This is a genomic window from Klebsiella sp. F11 (genome assembly GCF_056712265.1).
The window spans coordinates 4,838,872-4,858,725 of sequence record NZ_CM160060.1 but is presented as its reverse complement, the minus strand read 5'-3'; the positions used below and the strand labels follow the sequence as shown (position 1 = coordinate 4,858,725).

Annotated in this window: 18 protein-coding genes and 2 pseudogenes; 6 read left to right on the top strand and 14 right to left on the bottom strand. The window is 56.1% G+C overall.

Annotated features, from left to right (window positions below; translation table 11 throughout):
• Positions 1 to 29 precede the first annotated feature (29 nt).
• The 9 genes from AC1M2H_RS23905 to AC1M2H_RS23865 all read right to left on the bottom strand — a co-directional run bounded on the left by AC1M2H_RS23905 (position 30) and on the right by AC1M2H_RS23865 (position 9,061).
• A complete protein-coding gene (locus AC1M2H_RS23905; RefSeq protein WP_480149332.1) occupies positions 30 to 614 on the bottom strand; it encodes a TetR/AcrR family transcriptional regulator in 585 nt (194 codons plus the stop codon).
• 149 nt (positions 615 to 763) lie between these two features.
• Positions 764 to 1,510 carry a 2-dehydro-3-deoxy-phosphogluconate aldolase gene (gene dagF / locus AC1M2H_RS23900; protein ID WP_480149331.1) on the bottom strand — a complete coding sequence of 249 codons (747 nt, stop codon included), beginning with the start codon at positions 1,508 to 1,510 and terminating at the stop codon, positions 764 to 766.
• Positions 1,497 to 2,606 (bottom strand): D-glucosaminate-6-phosphate ammonia lyase, encoded by a 1,110-nt coding sequence (dgaE, locus tag AC1M2H_RS23895; protein WP_480149330.1) that lies wholly within the window; start codon positions 2,604 to 2,606, stop codon positions 1,497 to 1,499. Before dgaE ends, dagF begins: the two co-directional genes overlap by 14 nt.
• A gap of 3 nt (positions 2,607 to 2,609) precedes the next feature.
• Positions 2,610 to 3,470, bottom strand: coding sequence for a PTS system mannose/fructose/sorbose family transporter subunit IID (locus tag AC1M2H_RS23890; protein WP_426815555.1), 861 nt, complete (start codon positions 3,468 to 3,470; stop codon positions 2,610 to 2,612).
• Positions 3,467 to 4,216, bottom strand: a complete 750-nt coding sequence (locus tag AC1M2H_RS23885) for a PTS mannose/fructose/sorbose/N-acetylgalactosamine transporter subunit IIC (protein ID WP_004857504.1) — start codon at positions 4,214 to 4,216, stop codon at positions 3,467 to 3,469. The genes AC1M2H_RS23890 and AC1M2H_RS23885 overlap by 4 nt, the downstream gene beginning before the upstream one ends.
• Before the next feature lie 24 nt (positions 4,217 to 4,240).
• Positions 4,241 to 4,726 carry a PTS sugar transporter subunit IIB gene (locus AC1M2H_RS23880; protein ID WP_046853146.1) on the bottom strand — a complete coding sequence of 162 codons (486 nt, stop codon included), beginning with the start codon at positions 4,724 to 4,726 and terminating at the stop codon, positions 4,241 to 4,243.
• Between the two features lie 10 nt (positions 4,727 to 4,736).
• On the bottom strand, positions 4,737 to 5,165 hold the full coding sequence (locus AC1M2H_RS23875; protein WP_045860230.1) for a PTS sugar transporter subunit IIA: 429 nt from the start codon (positions 5,163 to 5,165) through the stop codon (positions 4,737 to 4,739).
• 120 nt (positions 5,166 to 5,285) lie between these two features.
• Positions 5,286 to 8,087: a transcriptional regulator DagR gene (dagR, locus tag AC1M2H_RS23870; protein WP_480149329.1), complete on the bottom strand. Its 2,802-nt coding sequence runs from the start codon at positions 8,085 to 8,087 to the stop codon at positions 5,286 to 5,288.
• 191 nt (positions 8,088 to 8,278) lie between these two features.
• On the bottom strand, positions 8,279 to 9,061 hold the full coding sequence (locus AC1M2H_RS23865; RefSeq protein ID WP_480149328.1) for an NAD(P)H-dependent oxidoreductase: 783 nt from the start codon (positions 9,059 to 9,061) through the stop codon (positions 8,279 to 8,281).
• Positions 9,062 to 9,148: 87 nt separating this feature from the next.
• Here AC1M2H_RS23865 and AC1M2H_RS23860 point away from each other — a divergent pair, with 87 nt between their 5' ends.
• From AC1M2H_RS23860 to AC1M2H_RS23845, 4 genes are all read left to right on the top strand, one after another.
• Positions 9,149 to 10,048, top strand: a complete 900-nt coding sequence (locus AC1M2H_RS23860) for a LysR family transcriptional regulator (protein ID WP_480149327.1) — start codon at positions 9,149 to 9,151, stop codon at positions 10,046 to 10,048.
• A 3-nt stretch (positions 10,049 to 10,051) separates the two neighbouring features.
• Positions 10,052 to 10,471: a FosA family fosfomycin resistance glutathione transferase gene (locus tag AC1M2H_RS23855; protein WP_480149326.1), complete on the top strand. Its 420-nt coding sequence runs from the start codon at positions 10,052 to 10,054 to the stop codon at positions 10,469 to 10,471.
• 117 nt (positions 10,472 to 10,588) lie between these two features.
• Complete coding sequence (locus AC1M2H_RS23850) at positions 10,589 to 10,876, top strand: BrnT family toxin (RefSeq protein WP_480149325.1); 288 nt, start codon at positions 10,589 to 10,591, stop codon at positions 10,874 to 10,876.
• Positions 10,863 to 11,168: a BrnA antitoxin family protein gene (locus AC1M2H_RS23845; RefSeq protein WP_480149324.1), complete on the top strand. Its 306-nt coding sequence runs from the start codon at positions 10,863 to 10,865 to the stop codon at positions 11,166 to 11,168. Before AC1M2H_RS23850 ends, AC1M2H_RS23845 begins: the two co-directional genes overlap by 14 nt.
• 132 nt (positions 11,169 to 11,300) lie before the next feature.
• Here the strand turns inward: AC1M2H_RS23845 and symE are convergent, their stop codons facing one another.
• The 4 genes and pseudogenes from symE to AC1M2H_RS23825 form a co-directional block, all read right to left on the bottom strand.
• On the bottom strand, positions 11,301 to 11,636 hold the full coding sequence (symE, locus tag AC1M2H_RS23840; protein WP_234565196.1) for an endoribonuclease SymE: 336 nt from the start codon (positions 11,634 to 11,636) through the stop codon (positions 11,301 to 11,303).
• A gap of 224 nt (positions 11,637 to 11,860) precedes the next feature.
• On the bottom strand, positions 11,861 to 15,124 hold the full coding sequence (locus tag AC1M2H_RS23835; protein ID WP_480149323.1) for a type I restriction endonuclease subunit R: 3,264 nt from the start codon (positions 15,122 to 15,124) through the stop codon (positions 11,861 to 11,863).
• 95 nt (positions 15,125 to 15,219) lie between these two features.
• The gene (locus AC1M2H_RS23830; RefSeq protein ID WP_480149322.1) at positions 15,220 to 16,611 is read right to left on the bottom strand and encodes a restriction endonuclease subunit S; all 1,392 of its coding nucleotides are present in this window, start codon (positions 16,609 to 16,611) and stop codon (positions 15,220 to 15,222) included.
• Positions 16,601 to 17,845, bottom strand: a pseudogene (locus AC1M2H_RS23825) (N-6 DNA methylase); the annotation flags it as partial. The gene AC1M2H_RS23830 and the pseudogene AC1M2H_RS23825, both read right to left, overlap by 11 nt.
• Before the next feature lie 57 nt (positions 17,846 to 17,902).
• Between AC1M2H_RS23825 and AC1M2H_RS23820 the strand changes: the two are divergent.
• The gene (locus AC1M2H_RS23820) at positions 17,903 to 18,934 is read left to right on the top strand and encodes an IS630 family transposase (RefSeq protein ID WP_480151833.1); all 1,032 of its coding nucleotides are present in this window, start codon (positions 17,903 to 17,905) and stop codon (positions 18,932 to 18,934) included.
• A gap of 26 nt (positions 18,935 to 18,960) precedes the next feature.
• Positions 18,961 to 19,377 (top strand): VOC family protein, encoded by a 417-nt coding sequence (locus AC1M2H_RS23815; RefSeq protein ID WP_480147914.1) that lies wholly within the window; start codon positions 18,961 to 18,963, stop codon positions 19,375 to 19,377.
• An 89-nt stretch (positions 19,378 to 19,466) separates the two neighbouring features.
• Here AC1M2H_RS23815 and AC1M2H_RS23810 read toward each other — a convergent pair.
• A pseudogene (locus AC1M2H_RS23810) lies at positions 19,467 to 19,844 on the bottom strand (type I restriction-modification system subunit M N-terminal domain-containing protein); the annotation flags it as partial.
• Positions 19,845 to 19,854: the final 10 nt, after the last annotated feature.

The window sequence follows — 19,854 nt, the reverse complement described above, 5'->3', positions numbered from 1 at the left end:
GTTGCCTGACTCATCAGGCTCAACGTGCTTCACGCGGGAAGCGTCATTCTCGTTAGATCGCTGACCAGCGATCGTCGGTGTTCGGCGCTCATGGTGCGCCCCTCGGTTAGCTCTGATAGCCAGATGCCGTCCGCCGCGTAGCGTACCAGGGTGCCGGTGTGGCCGTTATCCAGCGCATCGCCCTGCGCGAGGTGATCCAGCATCCAGTCGCGCCAGCATTTTCGCAGCACCGGCTCATCCGGCATCGCCAGCGACAGCACCATCAGCTGGCGGCTCTCCTGGGTGTCCGTCAGCTCAGGGGCCGACAGATAGTGCAAATAGGCGCGGGTAAAGCGGCCGTAAGAGACGTTATCCGCGGCCATCAGCTCGGCGATCGCCTCTTCCATAATCGCCAGCAGGCGGGCAAACAGAGCAAAGATCAGCGCCTGCTTGCTGGGAAAGTGGTGCAAAAGACCGCCTTTACTCACCCCGGCTTCGCGCGCTACGGCGTTCAGCGACAACGAGGCGATGCCGTCCCTGCCGGCAATCATCGCCGCGGATTCCAGCAGCTGCTGATGCAGACGGACGGGGTCTTTTTTTCGGTGTTGGGCTTCCAGGTTCATGGCCTGAATCATACCGACCAGACGGTATGATTATTCTTGATCGCTATCAATGTGCGGGGGAGTGGGCGGCGGTGGAATGCCGTTATTGCGCGGAGGCTCACAATTCGTCATAGAAATCAGCGCGTGGCGTGCGGCAGTCGCTGCCGCACGCGGCCGGGTCTTTAATCAACCAGATCCTTGACGATACTCATCAACCGGCGAATATCTTCCGGGCGGGTGTTCCCGCTTTGCGGGTCGATGATTGAGCTGTAGATATGCGGCATCACCTGCGCGACGCCGGCCTGCAGGCAGGTTTGCAGGATGGCGGCGAAGTTATTCAGATCGATACCGCCGGTGGGCTCAATCAGCGTCATGCCGTTCTGCACGGCGCTTTGGGCGAGAACCTTTAGCTCATCCAGGGCGCGTTCCCCGCCCATGGGAAAGAACTTAGCGGCGTGGGCGCCCATATCCTGAATCATCCTCACCGCCGCATCGGCGGAGACCCTGGCCGGAGTGCCCTGCGCGCTGCTGACTCCGGTGGAGATAAGCACCTCCCCGGAGCTGCCGGTGGGGCTTATCAGTGCGTTAATCCGCGTGTTCTGCCCGCCGGTGGCGGCCAGCGCTCCTGCGGCAAAGCCGCAGCCGGTAAAGGTCTGATTGACGTGGGCGGGATGAAGCCGCGCCGCAATCATCGCCGCCTTATAGAACTGCGCCGGATCGCCCGCCCCCAGGCCAACGGAAATCGACGGAACTTCCTCCATCCAGCGGCGCACCTCCGTCACGCCCTCATCCGCGGTCGCAAACTGCGCCGATAGCACGCCAATCACCGCATGGCCTTCGGCGGCATCGTGAATCTCCCGGGCGTTGGCGATATCTTTTGCCAGAACGTTAATCGCGACCCGCCGGCGGTAAAAGTTAATCTGCTGCATGTTCGGTAATCTCCTTGAGTCGCGCGATAATAAGCGCCATCTCACCTTCGGCAATGGTCCGCGGGTCGAGGCTAAACACGCCCTGGTGCAGGGCGTAGCGGCGGGCATAGATGGCGATGTCGCCGCCGCGCAGCCGGGCTTCGACTTCGCTGGCGTCAAGGCCGAGGGCCTCTTTATCCACCCCGATGCGAATGCGCCAGATGGCCCGCCCGGCCTCGTCCTGTTCGATATCCGCCTGCAGCCCGCGGAGGGCGGATATCGCCGCGGCGAAGGGGCGCAGGGCGGCCGCATCGGGCGCCGGAGCCGCCGTCTGATAGCGGTTGAGGGCGTACACCAGGCCCACCATATTCTCTTTGCCAATCTTCATCGCTCTGGCGATGCCGTTATGCTGCGCCCTGCAGGCCGCGATCCAGGTGCGTTTTCCGCTAATAAAGCCGGAGGTGGGGGCGTTGAAGGCCTTGGCGCCGCTGTAAATCACCATATCCGCGCCGGTGGCGACCCAGCGGCGAAGATCCTCTTCGGCGGCGGCATCGACAATCAGCGGCAGGTTGTGCCGCCGGGCGACCTGCACAAAGTCGTCGATGGCAAGCATCCCTTTTTGCACGCAGTGGTGCGATTTCACAAACAGCAGCCCCGCGGTACGCTCGCTGACGGCGCTCTCCAGCTGCCAGCGCGCGGCGAGATTGCTGGACCCGACCTCGACCACCCTTCCGCCGCCGAGGCGGATCGCGCTGGTTATCGGCGCGCCGTAGTCGACGTTGTGGCCGCGCAGGATAATGATTTCGTTGGCCAGGCCGCCGCTGTCCGGCATTTGCGCTACCTTATCCGGCTCGCCGCGGGTGATTGCCGCGGCCACCGCGATGGCAATCCCCGCCGAGGCGCAGGACGTCAGGTAGCTATCCTCGGCGCCGGTGTGGGTGGAGATAAGCTCCCCGGCGCGCTCGGTGAGCCTGTCGATTTCAACGAACGCTCCGGCGGCTTCGGCCGCGGCGTGCATGACCTCCGGGTCAACGGACGAGACGCCGAGGATCGTCATTTTGCCGCAGGCGTTAATCACCCGCTTCAGCCCGAGCTGTTGATAAATATTACCGTTCATGGCCTACAGCACTCCCGTCAGCGAACACACGATGCTGATCGCGACAATCGACAGTAAAATCGTGGTGTAGCGCGGACCTTTTTTCAGCAGATAGAAGTAGACGGCAAAGACCGCCGCCAGCGGCAACAGGCCCGGCGCGATAGAGTCGAGGATCTGCTGCACCACCACCTCGGAGCCCTTCAGCGCGCTGATTTTCAGCGGGGTGGTGATTTTGACGTAGCTTGCCGAAAGCGCGCCCATCATGATCAGGCCCAGCACGTTGGCGCCGTAGATCAGCTCTTTAATGCGCCCCCCCTGCAGCAGGCCGATTATCGAATCCCGCCCGAGGGTATAGCCTTTATGCACCAGCCCGTAGCTTATCGCCATGGTGATCGCCGGATAGAGGATCAGCGGTGCGATCCCGCCAAAGGCGCTGCCGCCGGCGGCAAAGGGGATAAAGATTGCAATCAGCAGCGGCATGACCGCGGCCCAGATTATCGAGTCGCCCATCCCGGCCAGCGGCCCCATCAGGCCGGTTTTGATCCCGGTAATGGAGGCGTCGCTAATCGGTTCGCCGCGGGTTTTCTGCTCTTCCATGGCGATAGAGATACCCTGGATAACCGCGCCGAAGGTTTGCTCGGAGTTAAAGAAGTTGAGGTGGCGCTTCAGGGCCTCGGCCTGCTCCTCTTTCTCCGGATAGAGCTTTTTGATAATCGGCGTCATCGAGGCGCAGAACACCAGGCTTTGCAGACGCTCGTAGGAGCTGGAGACTTCCGCCCCCAGCCAGTAAATTAGCCAGGCCTTGGTGATATCGGCTTTGCTCAGCGCCCGGCTTTCGCGGGCTCGTTCAACCAGCTCATGTTGCATGACATCGCTACTCATTATGCCGCCCCTTCATTTTTGGCGAGGCCTTTAATCAGGAAGGCCACGCAGGTACCGAAAATCGCCATCGCCATGATGTCCACCTTCAGGTAGAGCACCGCAAAGAATCCGCCGATAAACCACGGCAGCAGGCTCTTCTTGCCAATCACCATGATGGTGATGGCGAAGCCCAGCGCGGGCAGGATGCCGCCCATAATTTCAAACGAGTGGGTCAGCCAGTGCGGCATTAGCTTGAGGAACTTCTCGACCACGCTCTGCCCGAAGTAGTTGGCGGCGAAGACCACCGGGAAGCGCAGCAGCAGCCCAAGCAGGGCCGGGTAGATGAAGGCGCAGCGCATGATCCCCGTCATGTTGGCGCTTTCGGCATGCTTATCGGCCATGTGCACCCACGCCGCGTTCAGCGTCCGGCGCAGCTGATCGAGGAACACTCCGATCACGCCAAACGGAATCGCCAGCGCAATCGCCAGGTTCGGCTCCATCCCCGCCTTCACGGCAATCGGGATGGCGATACAGGCGGCCAGCGCCGGATCGGACGGAACGTTACCGCCCGGGGTGGAGGTGACGCCCAGATAGACCAGCTGCATACCCGCGCCGATGATCATCGCGGTCTTCATATCGCCCAGCAGCAGGCCGACGAAAACGGCAACCACCACGGGCTGCAGCAGCATGGCGGAGAAGGTATAGCCTAAACGTAATCGAGCGAACCAGTAATAGAGTCCCATCAGGCTCGCAAAGAGTAATGTGTCCATAGTTTTTACCTGCTTATCAACTGGTTAGAATTTTTTCAGGATGTCGTCCAGCGACTGGGGCTTATCTTCCGGGATCGTCTGGAAGAACACCTGAATTCCGCTGTTTTTCAGCTCGCCCAGGATGCCGACGTCTTTTTCATCGAGGGTGATGTTCTGAAATACGGCTTTCCGGTTTGGTCCGCCGCCGAGCCCGCCGACCTGAATCGAGGTGACGTCGAAACCCTGCTGCACGGCCTGCTGGATGGCGCTGAGGGACGGAAACAGCACCAGCACGTTCCCCTCGCCGAGCTGGTTCTCCCGCCAGGCCGCGGTAAAGCTGGCGTTGCCGAAACAGTCGACTTTGATATTCGGCGGCGCGGCCATCAGGTAGATATTTTTCATAAACGGATCGGCGTCGAGCTCGTCGCTGACCACGGCGATGCGGTTAGCCTGCGACTGGCCGACCCACTTGGTGACGACCTGGCCGTGAATCAGACGGCTATCGATACGACATAAAACGATTTTTGCCATGATGGGCTCCTTAATGATTTAACTGGTTCACGTGGGCGACGACGTCGCGGCAGCTGCTGCGTCCGGCTTCTACCAGCTCGCTAACGCAGCCGGTCAGCGGCCCCTGCTCGCGCTTATCCAGCGCTTCCAGCAGCAGAGAAGCGTTGAGGCCGCAAATCACGGCGATCGGGTAGTCCGCGCTCAGGCGGGCGGCGACGTTAGAGGTGGTGCCGCCAATAAAGTCGGTGAGGATCAGCGAGCCTTCCGGCATCGACTTCACCGTCGCCTCAACGCGCTGGTAATACTCGCCGAGGGTATCGACGGGCATCAGGGCGATTTCCGTCACGCCTTCGATTTCGCCCGTGACCATACGCAGGCTGTTGCAAAGCGGCGTGCCCCAGCCGCCGTGCGTCAGCAGCAGAATTTGCGGTAGTGGGTGTGCAGGTACAGTAGATGACAAGGTGGCCTCCTGGCGCCGTTTTATAGACGCTATGGATAGAGCAAAGGCCGTGCCAGCATTAGTGTCATCTGCGGGAGATAAGAGGGGCCGGCGGGCCGGGAGGCCGCGCCAGCAAAGGGATTAGCTATACAATAATTCGTAGATATAAATATATTCCGCATCCGACAGGCGGATGGCGTAGGCCTCCTCCACCGGGTGGAAGGCGGATTTAATGACACTAAAGGCGTGAGTATCCATATTGGGCTTCATTTCCAGCGCCATCTGTAACGGTTTGCGGTTAATCACGATACGCTCGACCATACAGCAGCAGTGGATCAGGAAACGTAGTGTCACCTGGCGGCTGGGGGCGATCGCCAGGGTCTTGCGCAGCTGGCTCAGGACGCCCTCCATCTCTTTGAGGATGCGCTGCGGGTTGAGCACCGAAATATGGTTGATGATGCTCTCCATCGTCAGCGCGCTGATAAAGCGGGACGCGCTGCGCTCCATCTCCAGCCGCCGCTCGGCGCTGGAGAGATCGGGGGTCAGCAGGCTTAACACCAGCTCCGGGCCCTGCTCGGAAAAGAGCTCCTCCAGCGAGATAAACGGAATATCCGGCAGCCCGGGCTGGAAGGTCCCGACGATGCCCGCCAGCCGCTCGTGGGCGCTAATGGCCTGCTGCACGCGCTCCGGGCTGCGCACTTCGTTATAGTCGAGGATCACCATGCGGGTATCCTGCGACATCAGCTCGCCGAAGCTCTCCTCCAGCACCGTTTTGATTTTCTCCGCCGTGCCCATGTCGGTAATGCAGGAGATGACCAGCACCTTGCCGACATTTTCCTGCTGCGGGGTACACAGCTGGCTGGGGATGCCTTTTTCCTGCATAAGCGCCGCCAGCCGCGGCAGGTCGCTGGTCTCGTAGCTCAGATCGAGGCCTATCTCCAGCAGGCTGGTCAGGGTGATATCCGGCATCAGCAGGACGTCTATCTGGAACAGCTTGCTGATGGTGCTGCCGAAATGCACCAGCGAGCCGATATCGACGAGCAGGATCAGCCGCTGCCAGCGCCGCGCCTGCATCAGCCGGATTAACGCATCCAGGGTGTCGTGCACCGACTGTTCGAACGGCATATCGATGGCGCAGAATAGCTCGCGCTCCAGCACCCGGTTGACGTACTGCGCCATGCTGGTGGCGGTGGTGGCGCCGTGGGCTATCAGTATCACTCCGCAGTCGGGGCTGACGCCGATCCGCTGGCGGTAATGGCGGCACTCCTTGAGGAACAGGCACAGCCAGACCACCTCCGTCGCCGGGCACTGGATATTTAGCAGGTCGTTGATTTTCCTGCATAGCCGGGTGGCGTTCTCATACTCATCTTTGCAGCGATCGAGAATCAGGCTTGAGGAGTAAAGCTGCGGGATCAGCCCCCGCTGGACGTAGCCGATCAGCGCCAGCAGGTGCTTGCGCAGGGGATTGACCAGATTTTCCGGCAGGGAAAAGCCCAGGATCTGCTCGACATAGCTAATCAGCAGGGCGACGCGCTCTTCAATCTGGTCGCCGTAGCGCGGGGAACGCGTGCCGCTGTCGCGGCTGTAGAGACCATATTCGAAAATGGAGCTGAGCTTGTTTTTGAGAATGGCCAGCGTCTCCGCGGGCGGAACGTTACTGTTGCGCAGGTTGACGTATTCCCGGGTCAGGAAGCTGTAGAACAGATCGCTCTCTTCGATGCCGCCGTCGCCGCCCGACGGGCTTTTAAGCTGCGGCAGCGTGCGGGCGTCAATACTGAGCAGGGGTTTCCCATTGAACAGCGCGTCGACCAGCATCCGCTGCTCCTGGGTGGGGTTCGTGGCCCCGTCCGCCAGCTTGCCATCCAGCAGCAGGACATCGTGCTGCGCCGCCATCCCCGATGCCCATGCCTGGGCGCATAAAAACTGGATATCGCTTTTTAGCTGGCCGATATTGCCTTCCAGCGGCTTATTCAGCAGCCACAGCAGTAGCGTTTTATCGATGCTTACCGAGCGCTCGATCTTGCGGCTCTCCCGCTGCAGGAAGCCGATAATCAGTTCGATCTGCTCCTCCAGCGAGCGCTGGCGAATGCCGGGGAGGTCGATGGCGACCTGAATGCGCCGTTGAAAAGTGCGCAGCAGCGACGAGCTCACCGGCTCGGTGGTGGCGCAGATCAGGCGTACGGTGATGCTGCGCGCCGGGCCGCTGGCGCCCAGCGGGCGATACTCGCCTTTATCCAGCAGCGAGAAGAGCTTCTCCTGGCCTTCATAGGGCAGGCGGTGGACTTCGTCGAGCAGCAGATAGCCGCCGTCGGCCTGTTCAATCAGGCCGGTCTTGCTCTCCGTTGCGCCGGTAAACGCCCCCTGCCGATGGCCAAAGAGGTGGGAAGAGAGCAGCTCCGGGTTGTTGGCGTACTCGGCGCAGTTAAAGTAGACGAGGGGCGGAGGGCTATCGTCGGTGCGCTCGCAGGCGTAGCGGTGCATCAGCTCGGCGAAAAAAGTCTTTCCGACGCCGGAGGGGCCGGTCAGCAGCACGTGCAGCCCGTGCGGGTAGAGCACCGCCGCTTTGCCTTTTTCCACCGCATCCCGCAGGCTGCGATCGTGGCCGATTAGCAGCGTGAATGGATCGCTGACCGGCGGCAGATCCCGGTCGGGCAGCAGGTCGCTAATGGCGCCGATCTCGCGCTCTGATTCAGTCAGCGGCCGATCCAGCAGGGCCTGAGTAGCCTGCCGATGCAGAAAGAATACCGGGCGCCCGCGGGTTTTGATAACCAGTCCGTCGCTCCACAGCTGGTTTAAATCCTTGCTGACGGAGTTACGCGCCAGGCCGAGGTTAAAACCGATTTGCTCCGCGGTGAAGGCGCCGGCGCCAGCGGCCAGGTCGTCCCGGCTGATGGTCTGCGTCAGCCGCTCCAGTTCACGCAGTACTACCTCAATACGTCTCATCTCGTTACCGGATTGATTAAAGGTGATGCCTCAGAACATACACCATCCTGGCCGATGAGAAAGAGACGGGAAGCGAAGTTGCGGGCCTCTGACCGCAACAAATAGCGGTTTCGGGATAAATCAGCGCGTCAGGGACTAAATCAGCCTGTTTGAGCGGCGACGCCGGGCGGCCGGGCATCGCCTTGATACGCTTAATCCACCCGCTGATGGATTGCCAGCCCGCTCTCTCCGGCCGCCAGCTCCGGGCGCAGCGTCAGGGAGGGGATCAGATAGTCGCCGTGGTTTTGCCGGCGGAAGGGGATTGGCGCGGTGCTCGCCAGTGTATCCAGCCGCTGCCCGAGTTCCCGGCACTGTTGCGCAAAGCGCTGCTCGTCCGTTTTCTCGGTGCGGTAGAACACCAGCGGCGGCAGCACCTCGAAGCCGGGATAGAACAGCATCCCGTGCTGGATTGGAAACAGGATATCGTTAATCGGTCCGTTAATGCCGCGCGGGGCGTAGTGCTCCTCCCAGCCGCCGGTGGTGACCACCAGCATCGCCCGTTTGCCCGCCAGGGTGCCTTCGCCGTAGCGGTCGCCCCAGTGGCGGTCGCAGTGCTCCCCAACGCCGTAGGCGAAACCGTAGGCGTACACCCGGTCGATCCAGCCTTTCATAATGGCGGGCATGGAGAACCACCATAGCGGGAACTGGAAAATCACCGTATCCGCCCACAGCAGCTTCTCCTGTTCCGCAACGATATCCGCGCTTTGGGTGCCCTGTTCAAAGGCCTGCTTTGAATCGAGGGTCGAGCGCCAGAAGTCGCCGACCGGCGGGGCGCTGCTGTCGTCGGCATCAAAGCCGGCTTTCCAGCGCATAGCGTAGAGATCGGAAACCTGCACCTCGTGGCCGGCGTTTTGCAGATGCTGGACGGCAAAATCCTTTAGCGCGCCGTTTAGGGAGCGTGGTTCCGGATGGGCGTAAATCAGCAGTACTTTCATAAAAATCACCTCTGAGTCATGGAGAGCTGCAGAGTAGGCGGCCTGGAGTTATAGTAGAAATTAATTGCTTAAATTTCAGGTATAGCCATGATTAATTTGCATCGACTGGATCTCAACCTGCTGCGCACCCTCGACGTACTGCTGAGTGAAAATAACGTCACGCGAGCGGCGCAGCGGCTCAACCTCTCCCAGCCGTCGGTCAGCATTCAGCTGGCGCGCCTGCGGGAGATTTTTGCCGACCCGCTGTTGCTCCCCGGGCCGCGCGGGATGCTGCCCACCGCCCGCGCCGATGCGCTGCGCGGGCCGCTGCGTGATGCCCTGCTGGCGCTGGAGCTGGCGGTCGCCCCCGCCGACAGCTTCGATCCGCTGACGGCGACGCAGACCTGGCGAATTGCGGCGACGGACTATATGGCCTCGGCGATTGTGCTGCCGGCGCTGAATATTCTGCGCCGCGCGTCCCCGTCGAGCCGGATGGCGCTCTTTGAGCTCCAGCCTTCCCGCCTGCTGCAGCAGGCGGAGCGCGACGAGGTCGATCTGTTCTTTCATACCCATGACGGCGTCCCGCAGGAGCTGCATCAGCGGCTGCTGTTTAGCGAGCGCTACGTGCTGGCGGGCCGGGCGGGGCATCCGGCGCTGCGGGCGCCGTTGAGCCTGGCGCAGTTTTGCCAGCTGGAGCAGGTCATCGTCTCCCCGGACGGCGGCGGCTTTAGCGCCGCGACCGATACCGCGCTGGCCAACCTTGGGCTTTCGCGGCGGGTTGTCCTCTCCGTGCCACATTTCCTGTTTATGCTGGAGACGCTGCGCAGCAGCGATCTGGTCGCCATGCTGCCGGAGCGGCTGCTGCGCGGAATGAGCGGACTGACGATTGTCGAGCCGCCGCTGGCAATTGCCGGGTTTGATATGCTGATGCTGTGGCACGAGCGCTGGCACCGCGATCCGGCCCACCGCTGGCTGCGCCAGCAAATTGTGAGTTCACTGGAGGATTAAGCCATGTTAAGCGGATTGAATCACCTGACCCTGGCGGTCAGCAGCCTGGCGCCGAGCGTGGCGTTTTATCAGCAGCTGCTGGGGATGAGGCTGCACGCGCGCTGGGATAGCGGCGCCTATCTCTCCTGCGGCGACCTGTGGCTGTGCCTGTCCCTCGATCCGCAGCGGCGCATTACCCCGCCGGAGGAGAGCGACTACACCCACTACGCGTTTAGCGTCGCCGAGGCCGATTTCGCCGGGTTCAGCGCACGGCTGGAAACGGCCGGCGTGGCGGTATGGAAGGTGAACCGCAGCGAAGGGGCGTCGTATTATTTCCTCGACCCGGATGGCCACAAGCTGGAGCTGCACGTCGGCAGCCTCGCTCAGCGCCTGGCGGCGTGCCGCGAGCAGCCGTATAAGGGGATGGTGTTTTATGGCGAGTGAATGGGGCATAACCTTTACAAATCAGCCCCTGAAAATGTGAGGTTTTTTCCAACATTGATAGTATACTTGCCTGATAATTGTCTATACTTTTTTGTATATACAATCGGGATGAATGCTATGCCAATGGAGTTTGAATGGGATGCAAACAAGGCAGCAAGCAATCTAAGAAAACATGGGATTCGGTTCGAGGAGGCGGTACTGGTTTTTGACGATCCGCAGCACCTTTCCCGCCAGGATCGTTATGAAAACGGTGAGTATCGATGGCAAACCATCGGCCTCGTTCATGGAATTATCGTTATTCTTGTGGCGCATTCGGTCCGTTTTGAAAGTGGGGCTGAGGTGATTCGTATTATCAGCGCCCGGAAGGCGGACGGCAAAGAGAGGAACCGTTATGAGCACAGTTAAATATCAGCGCGACAAGCCGGCCAGGCTGAGCGCTCAGCGTGAAGACGAGCTCAGAACGCTGGCGAACAAATCAGATGGCGAAATTGATTACAGCGATATTCCCGCTTCAGGCGATGAACGGTGGCCGGACGCGGTACGCGGTAAATTCTACCGACCGTTGAAAACCCAGGCCTCTGTGCGGATTGATGCCGATGTGATGGAGTGGCTTAAGCGTCCGGGAAAAGGCTATCAAACCCGGCTGAACGCGATTCTGCGGGAAGCCATGCTGCGCGAGCAGAATAAGAAATCGTAACTATTCCCGACGTTCGGCGCGCGATAGAGATTGCCCCACTGGGGGCGTTTGCCGCGTCTTGTTGGGGCGACGAGTCAGCAGGCGACCGGGAACCCGTAGCCCCGGTAAGCGCAGCGCCACCGGGGATTGAGCTTATGCCAGCTTAGGTTTTTGCCCGGCGATCGCGTCGATTAACACCTGCACCTGTTTCTGCTTGCGCGCCGACAGCTTGCCGACCCGGCGCAGAGAGGCGGTGAGTTCCGGCTCCGGCTGCCTGGCGGTAATCACGATGCAGCCGTTCATCACCTTAAGATCCACTTCGGTGCCGGTGGCAAAACCCGCTGCCTCCAGCCACTGACCCTTCATGGTCAACGCCGGAATACGCTGGTAATCAGGATGACGCGTCGCATAGCTCACGGTTAAATGACGGTTATTCGCCGGGGAGACTTCAGGATCGGTGAATTCTGCAATAGAATGCGGGGTAGTCATGATGGCTATTCCTCTAGAAATAGTGATTGTGATAAGCAGGACGCCCGTGTTGCTGCACGGGCGTCCTGCGCTAAATAACACCTGTAAATCTAACCAGTAAATAAAAATAAAGCCAGCTGAAAATAGGCAATAATAAAGATGCTACTGGAAAGATTTATTTGGTCATTAAATTGATGGGAAATATAAACCAGGCCGGATAAGCGAAGCACCATCCGGCAATAAAATTAGCGCACCGTGTTAATATGATTCTGCTTAAAATTCTCCGCCTGCGCCAGCACGCCCATATACACATCATCGTTCGCCACCGGCGGAAACTTATGCTTATGCAGCAGCAGAATGAGTTCCACCTTCAGTTTCGCTTTAATATCATCGCGCTTGCTCCAATCCGGGTACTTCGACGTGTTATCGACCACCGCCTTCATCTCTTTCGCCAGCGCCAGCATCTTGTCTTCTTCAAAGGTGAACTGATACTTATCGCGCATATGTGCCAGAATGTCGTAGAAGGCTTTCTCTTCAATATCAATCCCCATCTCGGCGTAAGTACCCATTTCGGTTTTAATATCGTAGATAATATCGGTCATCTCCTGGCTGAAGGAATCGAACTCTTCACCATTGAGAATATCATCTTCCCGGCGCTCGTTATATTTATCCATAATCGACTGGAAACGACGGGTGAAGTTGATCCCCTGCAGCTGGTTGATCTGTTTAAAATCGCTTATCGCTTTTTCCAGCAGTTTTTGCAGCAGCTGGATCTTTGTTGCCGGGAGTTTGATCTTATTAATGCGCGTCAGATAATCTTCATCAAAGATATCGATCGATTCCGCTTTCTTGTCACCAAGGAAAAACAGCTCTTCCACTCCATCGGCTTTTAACGCCTCGGCAATCATCTCACGTACGCGGGCGTTCATTTGCGTCACATCAGGCGCGTCACCTTTGGTCAGCTTGAAGACGATCGAACGTACGGCGAGGTAGAAATGGATACGATCGCGCTCCGCCTGAGATAACGCTTCGCTGCCGCAGCAGACGTCATAGGCGGCCTTCAGGCGCTTCACCAGCCCCATAAAGCGGCGTTCTGTCTTCTGGGTACGCATGACAAACTCTGCCGCCTGATTCAGGCACGCCAGCTGCGCCTGCGGTTCTCCGGTGAAGTAAGCCCGGCTGTCAAAATCGTGTAAAACCTGCGCCAGCAGATCGAGGTGATTTTTCACCTCGATCACCGACTGCTGAATATCTTCAAAGTTCGTGGCATCAATACGCGAATACATCGCCAGCGCCTGATTCATCTGACGCTTAATGCCGATGTAGTCGACGACTAACCCTTTGCTTTTGCCTTCCAGCTTGCGGTTGACGCGGGAGATGGTCTGGATCAGATTGTGTTTTTGTAGCGGCTTATCGATATAGATGGTATCCAGCTCCGGGACGTCAAAACCGGTCAGCCACATGTCCACCACGATGGCGATTTTGAAATTCGACTTCGCGTTTTTGAACTGTTTATCCAGCTCTTTGCGGTACTCTTTACTACCCAGCAAATCGTACAGTTTAGCGTCATCATCTTTACCGCGCGTCATCACCATCTTGACCATTTCGGACGGCGGCAGCTCTTTCTCTTCCTGCTCGGTCAGTTCAACGCCATCCGGGGCCTGTTTAGCCTCAAACCACGCCGGACGAAAGTCTTTCAACTGACGATAGAAATCCCAGGCAATTTCCCGACTGGCGCAGACAAACATCGCCTTGCCTTTCACCGTAGAACCTTCGGCGACACGTTTTTCATAGTGCTTAGCAAAGTCTTCCGCCAGCGCCTCCAGGCGATCGTCGTCGCCGAGAATGGCGTTCATGGTGGCACTGGCTTTTTTGCTTTCGTCAATTTGCCACTCATTGGTGCCCGCGTTAGCGCAATCTTCGTAGTACTTTTCTACCTCTTCCAGTTTACGGGCATCGAGGATGACCTTCGCGGCGCGGCCTTCGTAGACAATGCGTACCGTGATCTCATCCTGAACGGATTCGGTCATGGTATAGCTGTCCACGATGTCGCCAAAGACTCCCATCGTGGCGTCGATAGGGGTGCCGGTAAAACCGACATAGGTGGCTTGCGGCAGCGAATCGTGCAGGTATTTGGCGAACCCCCAGGCTTTACGCACCTTACCGCTCTCTTTATCGACGATCACCTTCTGATCGAGGTTGACCTGGCTGCGGTGCGCTTCGTCGGAAATACAGATGATATTGCTGCGCTCTGAAAGGAGTTCGGCGTCTTCGGTAAATTTATGGATAGTGGTCAGGAAGACGCCGCCGCTGTTACGACCGGCCAGTTTTTCCCGTAGATCGTCGCGGCTGGTGACGGGCACCACCGTTTCGTCGCCGATATAGTTTTTGGCATTACACATCTGCGCCGAGAGCTGATCATCCAGATCGGTGCGGTCGGTGATCAGCACGATAGTCGGGCTGGCGAACTCGACGCTTTTCATCAGCAGGCGAGTTAAGAACTGCATGGTGTAGCTTTTGCCGCAGCCGGTCGCGCCGAAGTAGGTGCCGCCTTTACCGTCGCCGAAAGGTTTACGCGCCCGCTCAATGCTGTAGTACAGCTTGCGGGCCGCATAGTACTGCGGGTATCGGCAGCAGATTTTCACTTCATGTTTGGCTTTATCCGGGAAGCAGATAAAGTTTTTTATTACGTCCAGCAGGCGTACAGGGTGAAACAGTCCCTGAATCATTGAGTGCAGGGATGGGATGCCGTCCTGCTCGCGATTTTCATTACCGGTGACTTTACGCCATGAGTAGAAGTACTCGTACGGTGCAAACAGGTTACCCATACGATTATTGACGCCGTCGCTGATAATGCACAGCGCGTTATAGACAAACAGCTGCGGAATATCGCGGCGGTAGCGGATGCAGAGTTGTTTATAGGCATCGCCAATACTGGCTTCCTGCTCGCGCACTGCGCTTTTAAATTCAAACACCACTAACGGCAGGCCGTTAATATACAGAATGGCATCCGGAATACGCGGCTGGTTTTCTTTGCCGGTAATGGTCAGCTGATTGACGATTTTAAGGCGGTTCAGCGGCTGAATAAGATAGCTTGCTGGCGTTTCAGCGGCTTGTTGTAGCGGCGCGTCTTCGGTATCAAACAGTTCACGCAGCGCGGTGGGCAGATGCCGGGTGTCGAGCAGTTCGATATAGAGATCTTTCTGCTGGCGATCGTCTCGTTTAAACAGGAATCCGTTAGCCAACCAGGCGCAGAAGGTTTTATTGCTTTCGTAGAGATCGGAGGCGGGCAGCGTAGTGAACTGCTTGATCAGACGCTGGATCTCTTCTTCGGTGATACCGTCGGCCTGATAGCGCGCGGCGAGATAGTGGCGGAGATCGTCTTCGATAATCACCTGATCGAGACTGGAACGCGGCACATTGTTGCCGATCAGGTGCTGATAGCCCTGATCCTGTAACAGTTCAATTATCGCCTGTTCTAACTTCGCTTCACTGAATGAGAGATGCATATCTCGCTCCGGCCCTGGCTGGTTTTCTGGTAAGGATTCCTGTAACAGAAGAAAACCTTATCAGAAACCCCCTGATTTTACAGGGGGGAAATGCATTATGCGGGTTCGGTTTGGGCTACTAAATTTGGCAGATCCTCCAGAGAGAGCTCGCCGGAGATAAGTTTAGGGAGCAGGGTGTCGCGGAGGGAGGTTAGAGATTTGTTTTCCAAATTACAGGAATACATTTTATCAAAATAACTACTGACCTTTCCGGCAAATAAACTCATTACAGAAGGTGTCGGTATCGCAATATAAAAACTATCAAAGCAGCTATTCTGTACTCGTTGGCGACCTGATGAGCCGACCATGTTTTGTATTGCGTGTGACCTGAAATTATTTTCTCGGGCTAAACAAGCTACATACGAATAATGTACTTTTGTATTGCCTCGCATCACAATAAATTCGGTAGAACCAAATGCAATTTCTTTTTCATCTAGGAAATCTACGAATCCCGTTTTACCATTTTCTAAACAAGGTGTAATTCGAGCGAATAATGTGTCATTTTTTTGAAACTTGGCTCCGCCAGCATATGGTTTTTCAATAACCTCTGAGATCGAATACCCTTGAGTGGGTAAGGACTTCATGTCAACATACTTTGCAATTGTATTTTGAGGTAATTTTACACTGGGATTTATATTTATGGCTTTTGCTACAGACTCCAGCGTCCAACCTTTAGGTACCCAGCCCAACTCTGTTTCTTCAAATTCAGCCGGGAACAGTGCACGAACATCCGCCGGAAGTGGTTTTAAATCTGCACTATTGCGTACTTTTTGACGCAGTTCGGCGCGAGACTGTAGCGTTTCCGGGATTGAGTTTCCCGCGTCCAGCGCGTTATCAATCACCGGATCGAAATCTATAAACCACGATCGGAAAATGGTTGTACTCAACTCAGAAAAAGTACTACTCAATTTGATGTTAATCTCAATTTTATTATCTATAATATCTAATACTGATAATATTCTTTTTTGCAGATGTTTGGGCGGTAATTGAATATTAATGTTTGATAAAACCTGTTGGCTCAAGTTCGATATTGTCGTTCCTGTTGCTATTCTTTGAAATATTTCTCTGTAAATAGGAGTCTTAAATAAATAAACCAAAAATAAAGGTAAGGCAAAATCTTCATGATGCAAACGATATCTAATAGTAAATCCTGAGAATATACAATTTAAGGGAATGTCATTAACATAAGCAACTTGTCCAGCCCCTTCTCGTTTGACCGATGAGCGAGCAAATATAATGTCACCTTTTTTAATTAGGTAATCATCGATTCTTGCTAAGGCTTTTGTATCTAAAGCATCAAGATTTTCTGTACTAACAAATCGTCCTTTGTAAAGATCCTTAACGCTTATAATAGGATAATCATTTCCATAACTATCCTTGTCATAATTAGCACCATTCTTAAAACTTCCAAGATCTGAAAGTTTGTAGTTTTCCCACTTACTCCACATAACCCAGCGCCTCCAGGTTCTGGCGAATCGCGTTATCCAGTTCTTCCGCCTGCTTCATCTGCGCAAACAGTGTCTGCGACAATTCGCGCATTTTGGTTTCAAACGCCACGCCGTCATCTTCCTGCTCGGCGGCACCGACATAGCGGCCCGGCGTCAGCACATAGTCGTTCGCCTTCATCTCTTCAATAGTCGCGACCTTGCAGAACCCAGCCAGGTCTTCGTACTGCGCCAGCTGGCTGTCGCCACGCTTAATACGCTCGGCCAGCTCTTCCGGTGTGCTGCGCCATGCGTGGTAGGTGTCGGCGATGGTGGCGATGTCGTCCGCCGTCAGCTCTTTGATGGTGCGGTTGATCATGGTGCCGAGGTTACGCGCATCGATAAACAGCGTTTCGCCCTGACGGTTACGATAGCCTTTGGCCGGATCGGCTGCCTTCGACCTGGTCATAAACCACAGGCACACCGGGATCTGGGTGGTGAAGAACAGCTGGCCGGGCAGGGCGATCATGCAGTCAATCAGATCGTTTTCGATCATCTGCGCACGGATCTCGCCTTCGCCGCTGGTGTTGGAGCTCATCGAGCCGTTTGCCAGCACAAAACCGGCGGTACCGTTGGCCGACAGCTTGGAGAGCATATGCAAAATCCAGCCGTAGTTGGCGTTACCGGTCGGCGGCGTACGATAGCCTGCAAAGCGCGGATCTTTGGTTAGCTCGGCGTCGTTACGCCAGTCTTTCAGATTAAACGGCGGGTTGGCCAGAATATAGTCGGCTTTCAGGTCCGGGTGCTGGTCGCTGAAGAAGGTATCCGCCGGTCGTTCACCGAGGTTGGCGGACAGGCCGCGAATGGCGAGGTTCATCTTCGCCAGCTTGTAGGTGGTGGCCGTTAGCTCCTGACCGTACAGGGCGATATCACGGCTTTTGCCCTGATGGCTTTCGACAAACTTCACCGACTGGACAAACATCCCTGCCGAGCCACAGCAGGGGTCATAAATTTTGCCCTGGAAGGGTTCGAGCATTTCGGTCAGCAGCGTGACCACGCATTTTGGCGTATAGAATTCACCGCCGCCTTTGCCTTCGGTAGCAGCAAACTTGCCGAGGAAGTATTCGTACACGCGACCGACCAGGTCTTCTTTCGACAGTGCTTCGACGTCGGTTTCGTGAGCCAACGTTTCAATGTTGTCGATGGTATCGATCAGCGATGCCAGCTTCTTGGTTTCCAGATTCTGACGGCTGAAATATACCCGTGATCATTGAAACTGCTTGATTTCGTCGGTGCTGAGGATCATGCTCAGGCCATGAACGTAAAACTGACCTCCGCACAGATTGCCGCCCTTGAGGCTCAGCACCGGCAGAGTCGTGACCGCCGTGTCTGCGACCGGATACGCTGCGTGCTGCTTTCTGCTCAGGGCTGGTCTCCTGCCATGATTGCGCAGTCTCAGCTCATTCATGAGACCACGGTTCTGCGTCATCTATCGGATTATCTCAGCGACGGTAAGCTCACCTCTGATAACGGCGGTTCGCAGGAGCATCTGACTCCCGGGGAGTCTGCCGAACTTCGTCAGCTTCTGACTGACACTGTTCACATCACGACGGCCAGTATCGTGTCGCTTGTCCGTGACCGCTTCGGTGTGCGCTACAGCATTCCGGGTATGAATAAGTGGCTTCACCGCAACGGGTTCACCTGGAAAAAACCGTCAGGTATTCCCCATAAGTTCTGCCCGGCACAACAGCAGCAGTTCATGACGCATTATGAAGCGCTGAAGCAGGCTGCCGGTGACAGCGAACCCATTCTGTTTATGGATGCGGTACATCCGACGCAGTCAACGAAGCTGAGCTGTGGCTGGATAAGAAAGGGGGAACTGAAAGCGGTGAAAACCACCGGGAGCCGGACCCGCCTGAACATCATCAGCGCCCTCAGCGTGAACGACCTGGCCCGGACGGTGACCCGTGATTATCCGCAGATTAATGCGGATGCTATCTGCCGTTTTTTTATTGCAGTTCGCCAGACTTATCCGGTGTCGCAGAAAGTGCATCTGATACTGGACGGTGCGCCTTATCACCGGGCATCGCTGGTTAAGGACTGGGCCTTCGTGATGAATATTGAACTGCATTATCTGCCGCCGTACAGCCCGAACCTGAACCCGACAGAACGGTTGTGGAAGGTGATGAATGAGCATGTGCGGAATAACCGGTATTTTGCGTCAGCGAAAGCCTTCAGGGACGCGATAAGAGGATTTTTTGAACGAACCCTGCCGGAACTGGGGCAGAAACTGGGCTGTCGTATCAACGACAATTTTCAGGTGCTCAGTTCCGTGTCAGAGACATAACGACGTATAGCGTAAGGTGTTCACCTGTGAACAAAATAACTCTCATTGATCATGTTGCAATAACTGTTGCCGACCTTGAAGTATCTTACTGTTTTTACGATAAATTGTTTGGTGCAAAAATTCATGCAGAGTACGCCCCCTTTGGGAAACTGCTTGTAAGGCAGGTATCGCTGGGTGATATTGTCCTGAGTTTACATCAGGTTGAGAATGGCGTGGAACTTGTAGCTAAAAGGCCAATGCCAGGGAGTGCTGATTTATGCTTCCGGTGGGGAGGGACAATTCTCAGCGTGTTAGAGCTACTTGAGAAAAACGATATCGAAATAATCCATGGCCCGGTGCCCCGTGAAACGAGTTCAGGTCAGCCATCACAATCTGTTTTCTTTCGGGATCCTGATGGAAATCTGCTGGAGTTAATGGCTGCTGATAATAAAGACCAAGGTTAAAATACTCAATAAAGTCAAAAATAAATATTTTCATCTGCAGGACTTAATGTGGCTCCCTGAAACAATCTGCACTTTGAAGTTTATTGAGTATAGTTATCCGGCAGTGCGCCTTTCAGCGTCGGGTTGCGCTTCTCAATGGTGGAGAGCGCGGTATCAATGCGTACGGCAATATCATCCTGCTTGGCGTGCTGTTTGATGAATGACCAGCGCGCCTCTTCCGGCAGATAGAAGATGTTGTCCTGCTGATAGAAAACTTCCATTTCGAGGAAATCGCCCTGGCCTTCGTCTTCCATCTTTTTACGGCGGGCTTCAAACTTATCGCTGATAAATTTCAGGAACACGAGGCTCAGTACTACGTGTTTGTACTCAGAGGATTCAACGCTGCCGCGAAGCTGGTTCGCGGTATCCCATAATGTGTCTTCAAAGCCTTTCTTTGCTTTGGCTTTTTTAGTTGGTGCTTTGGCCATGATGGACTCG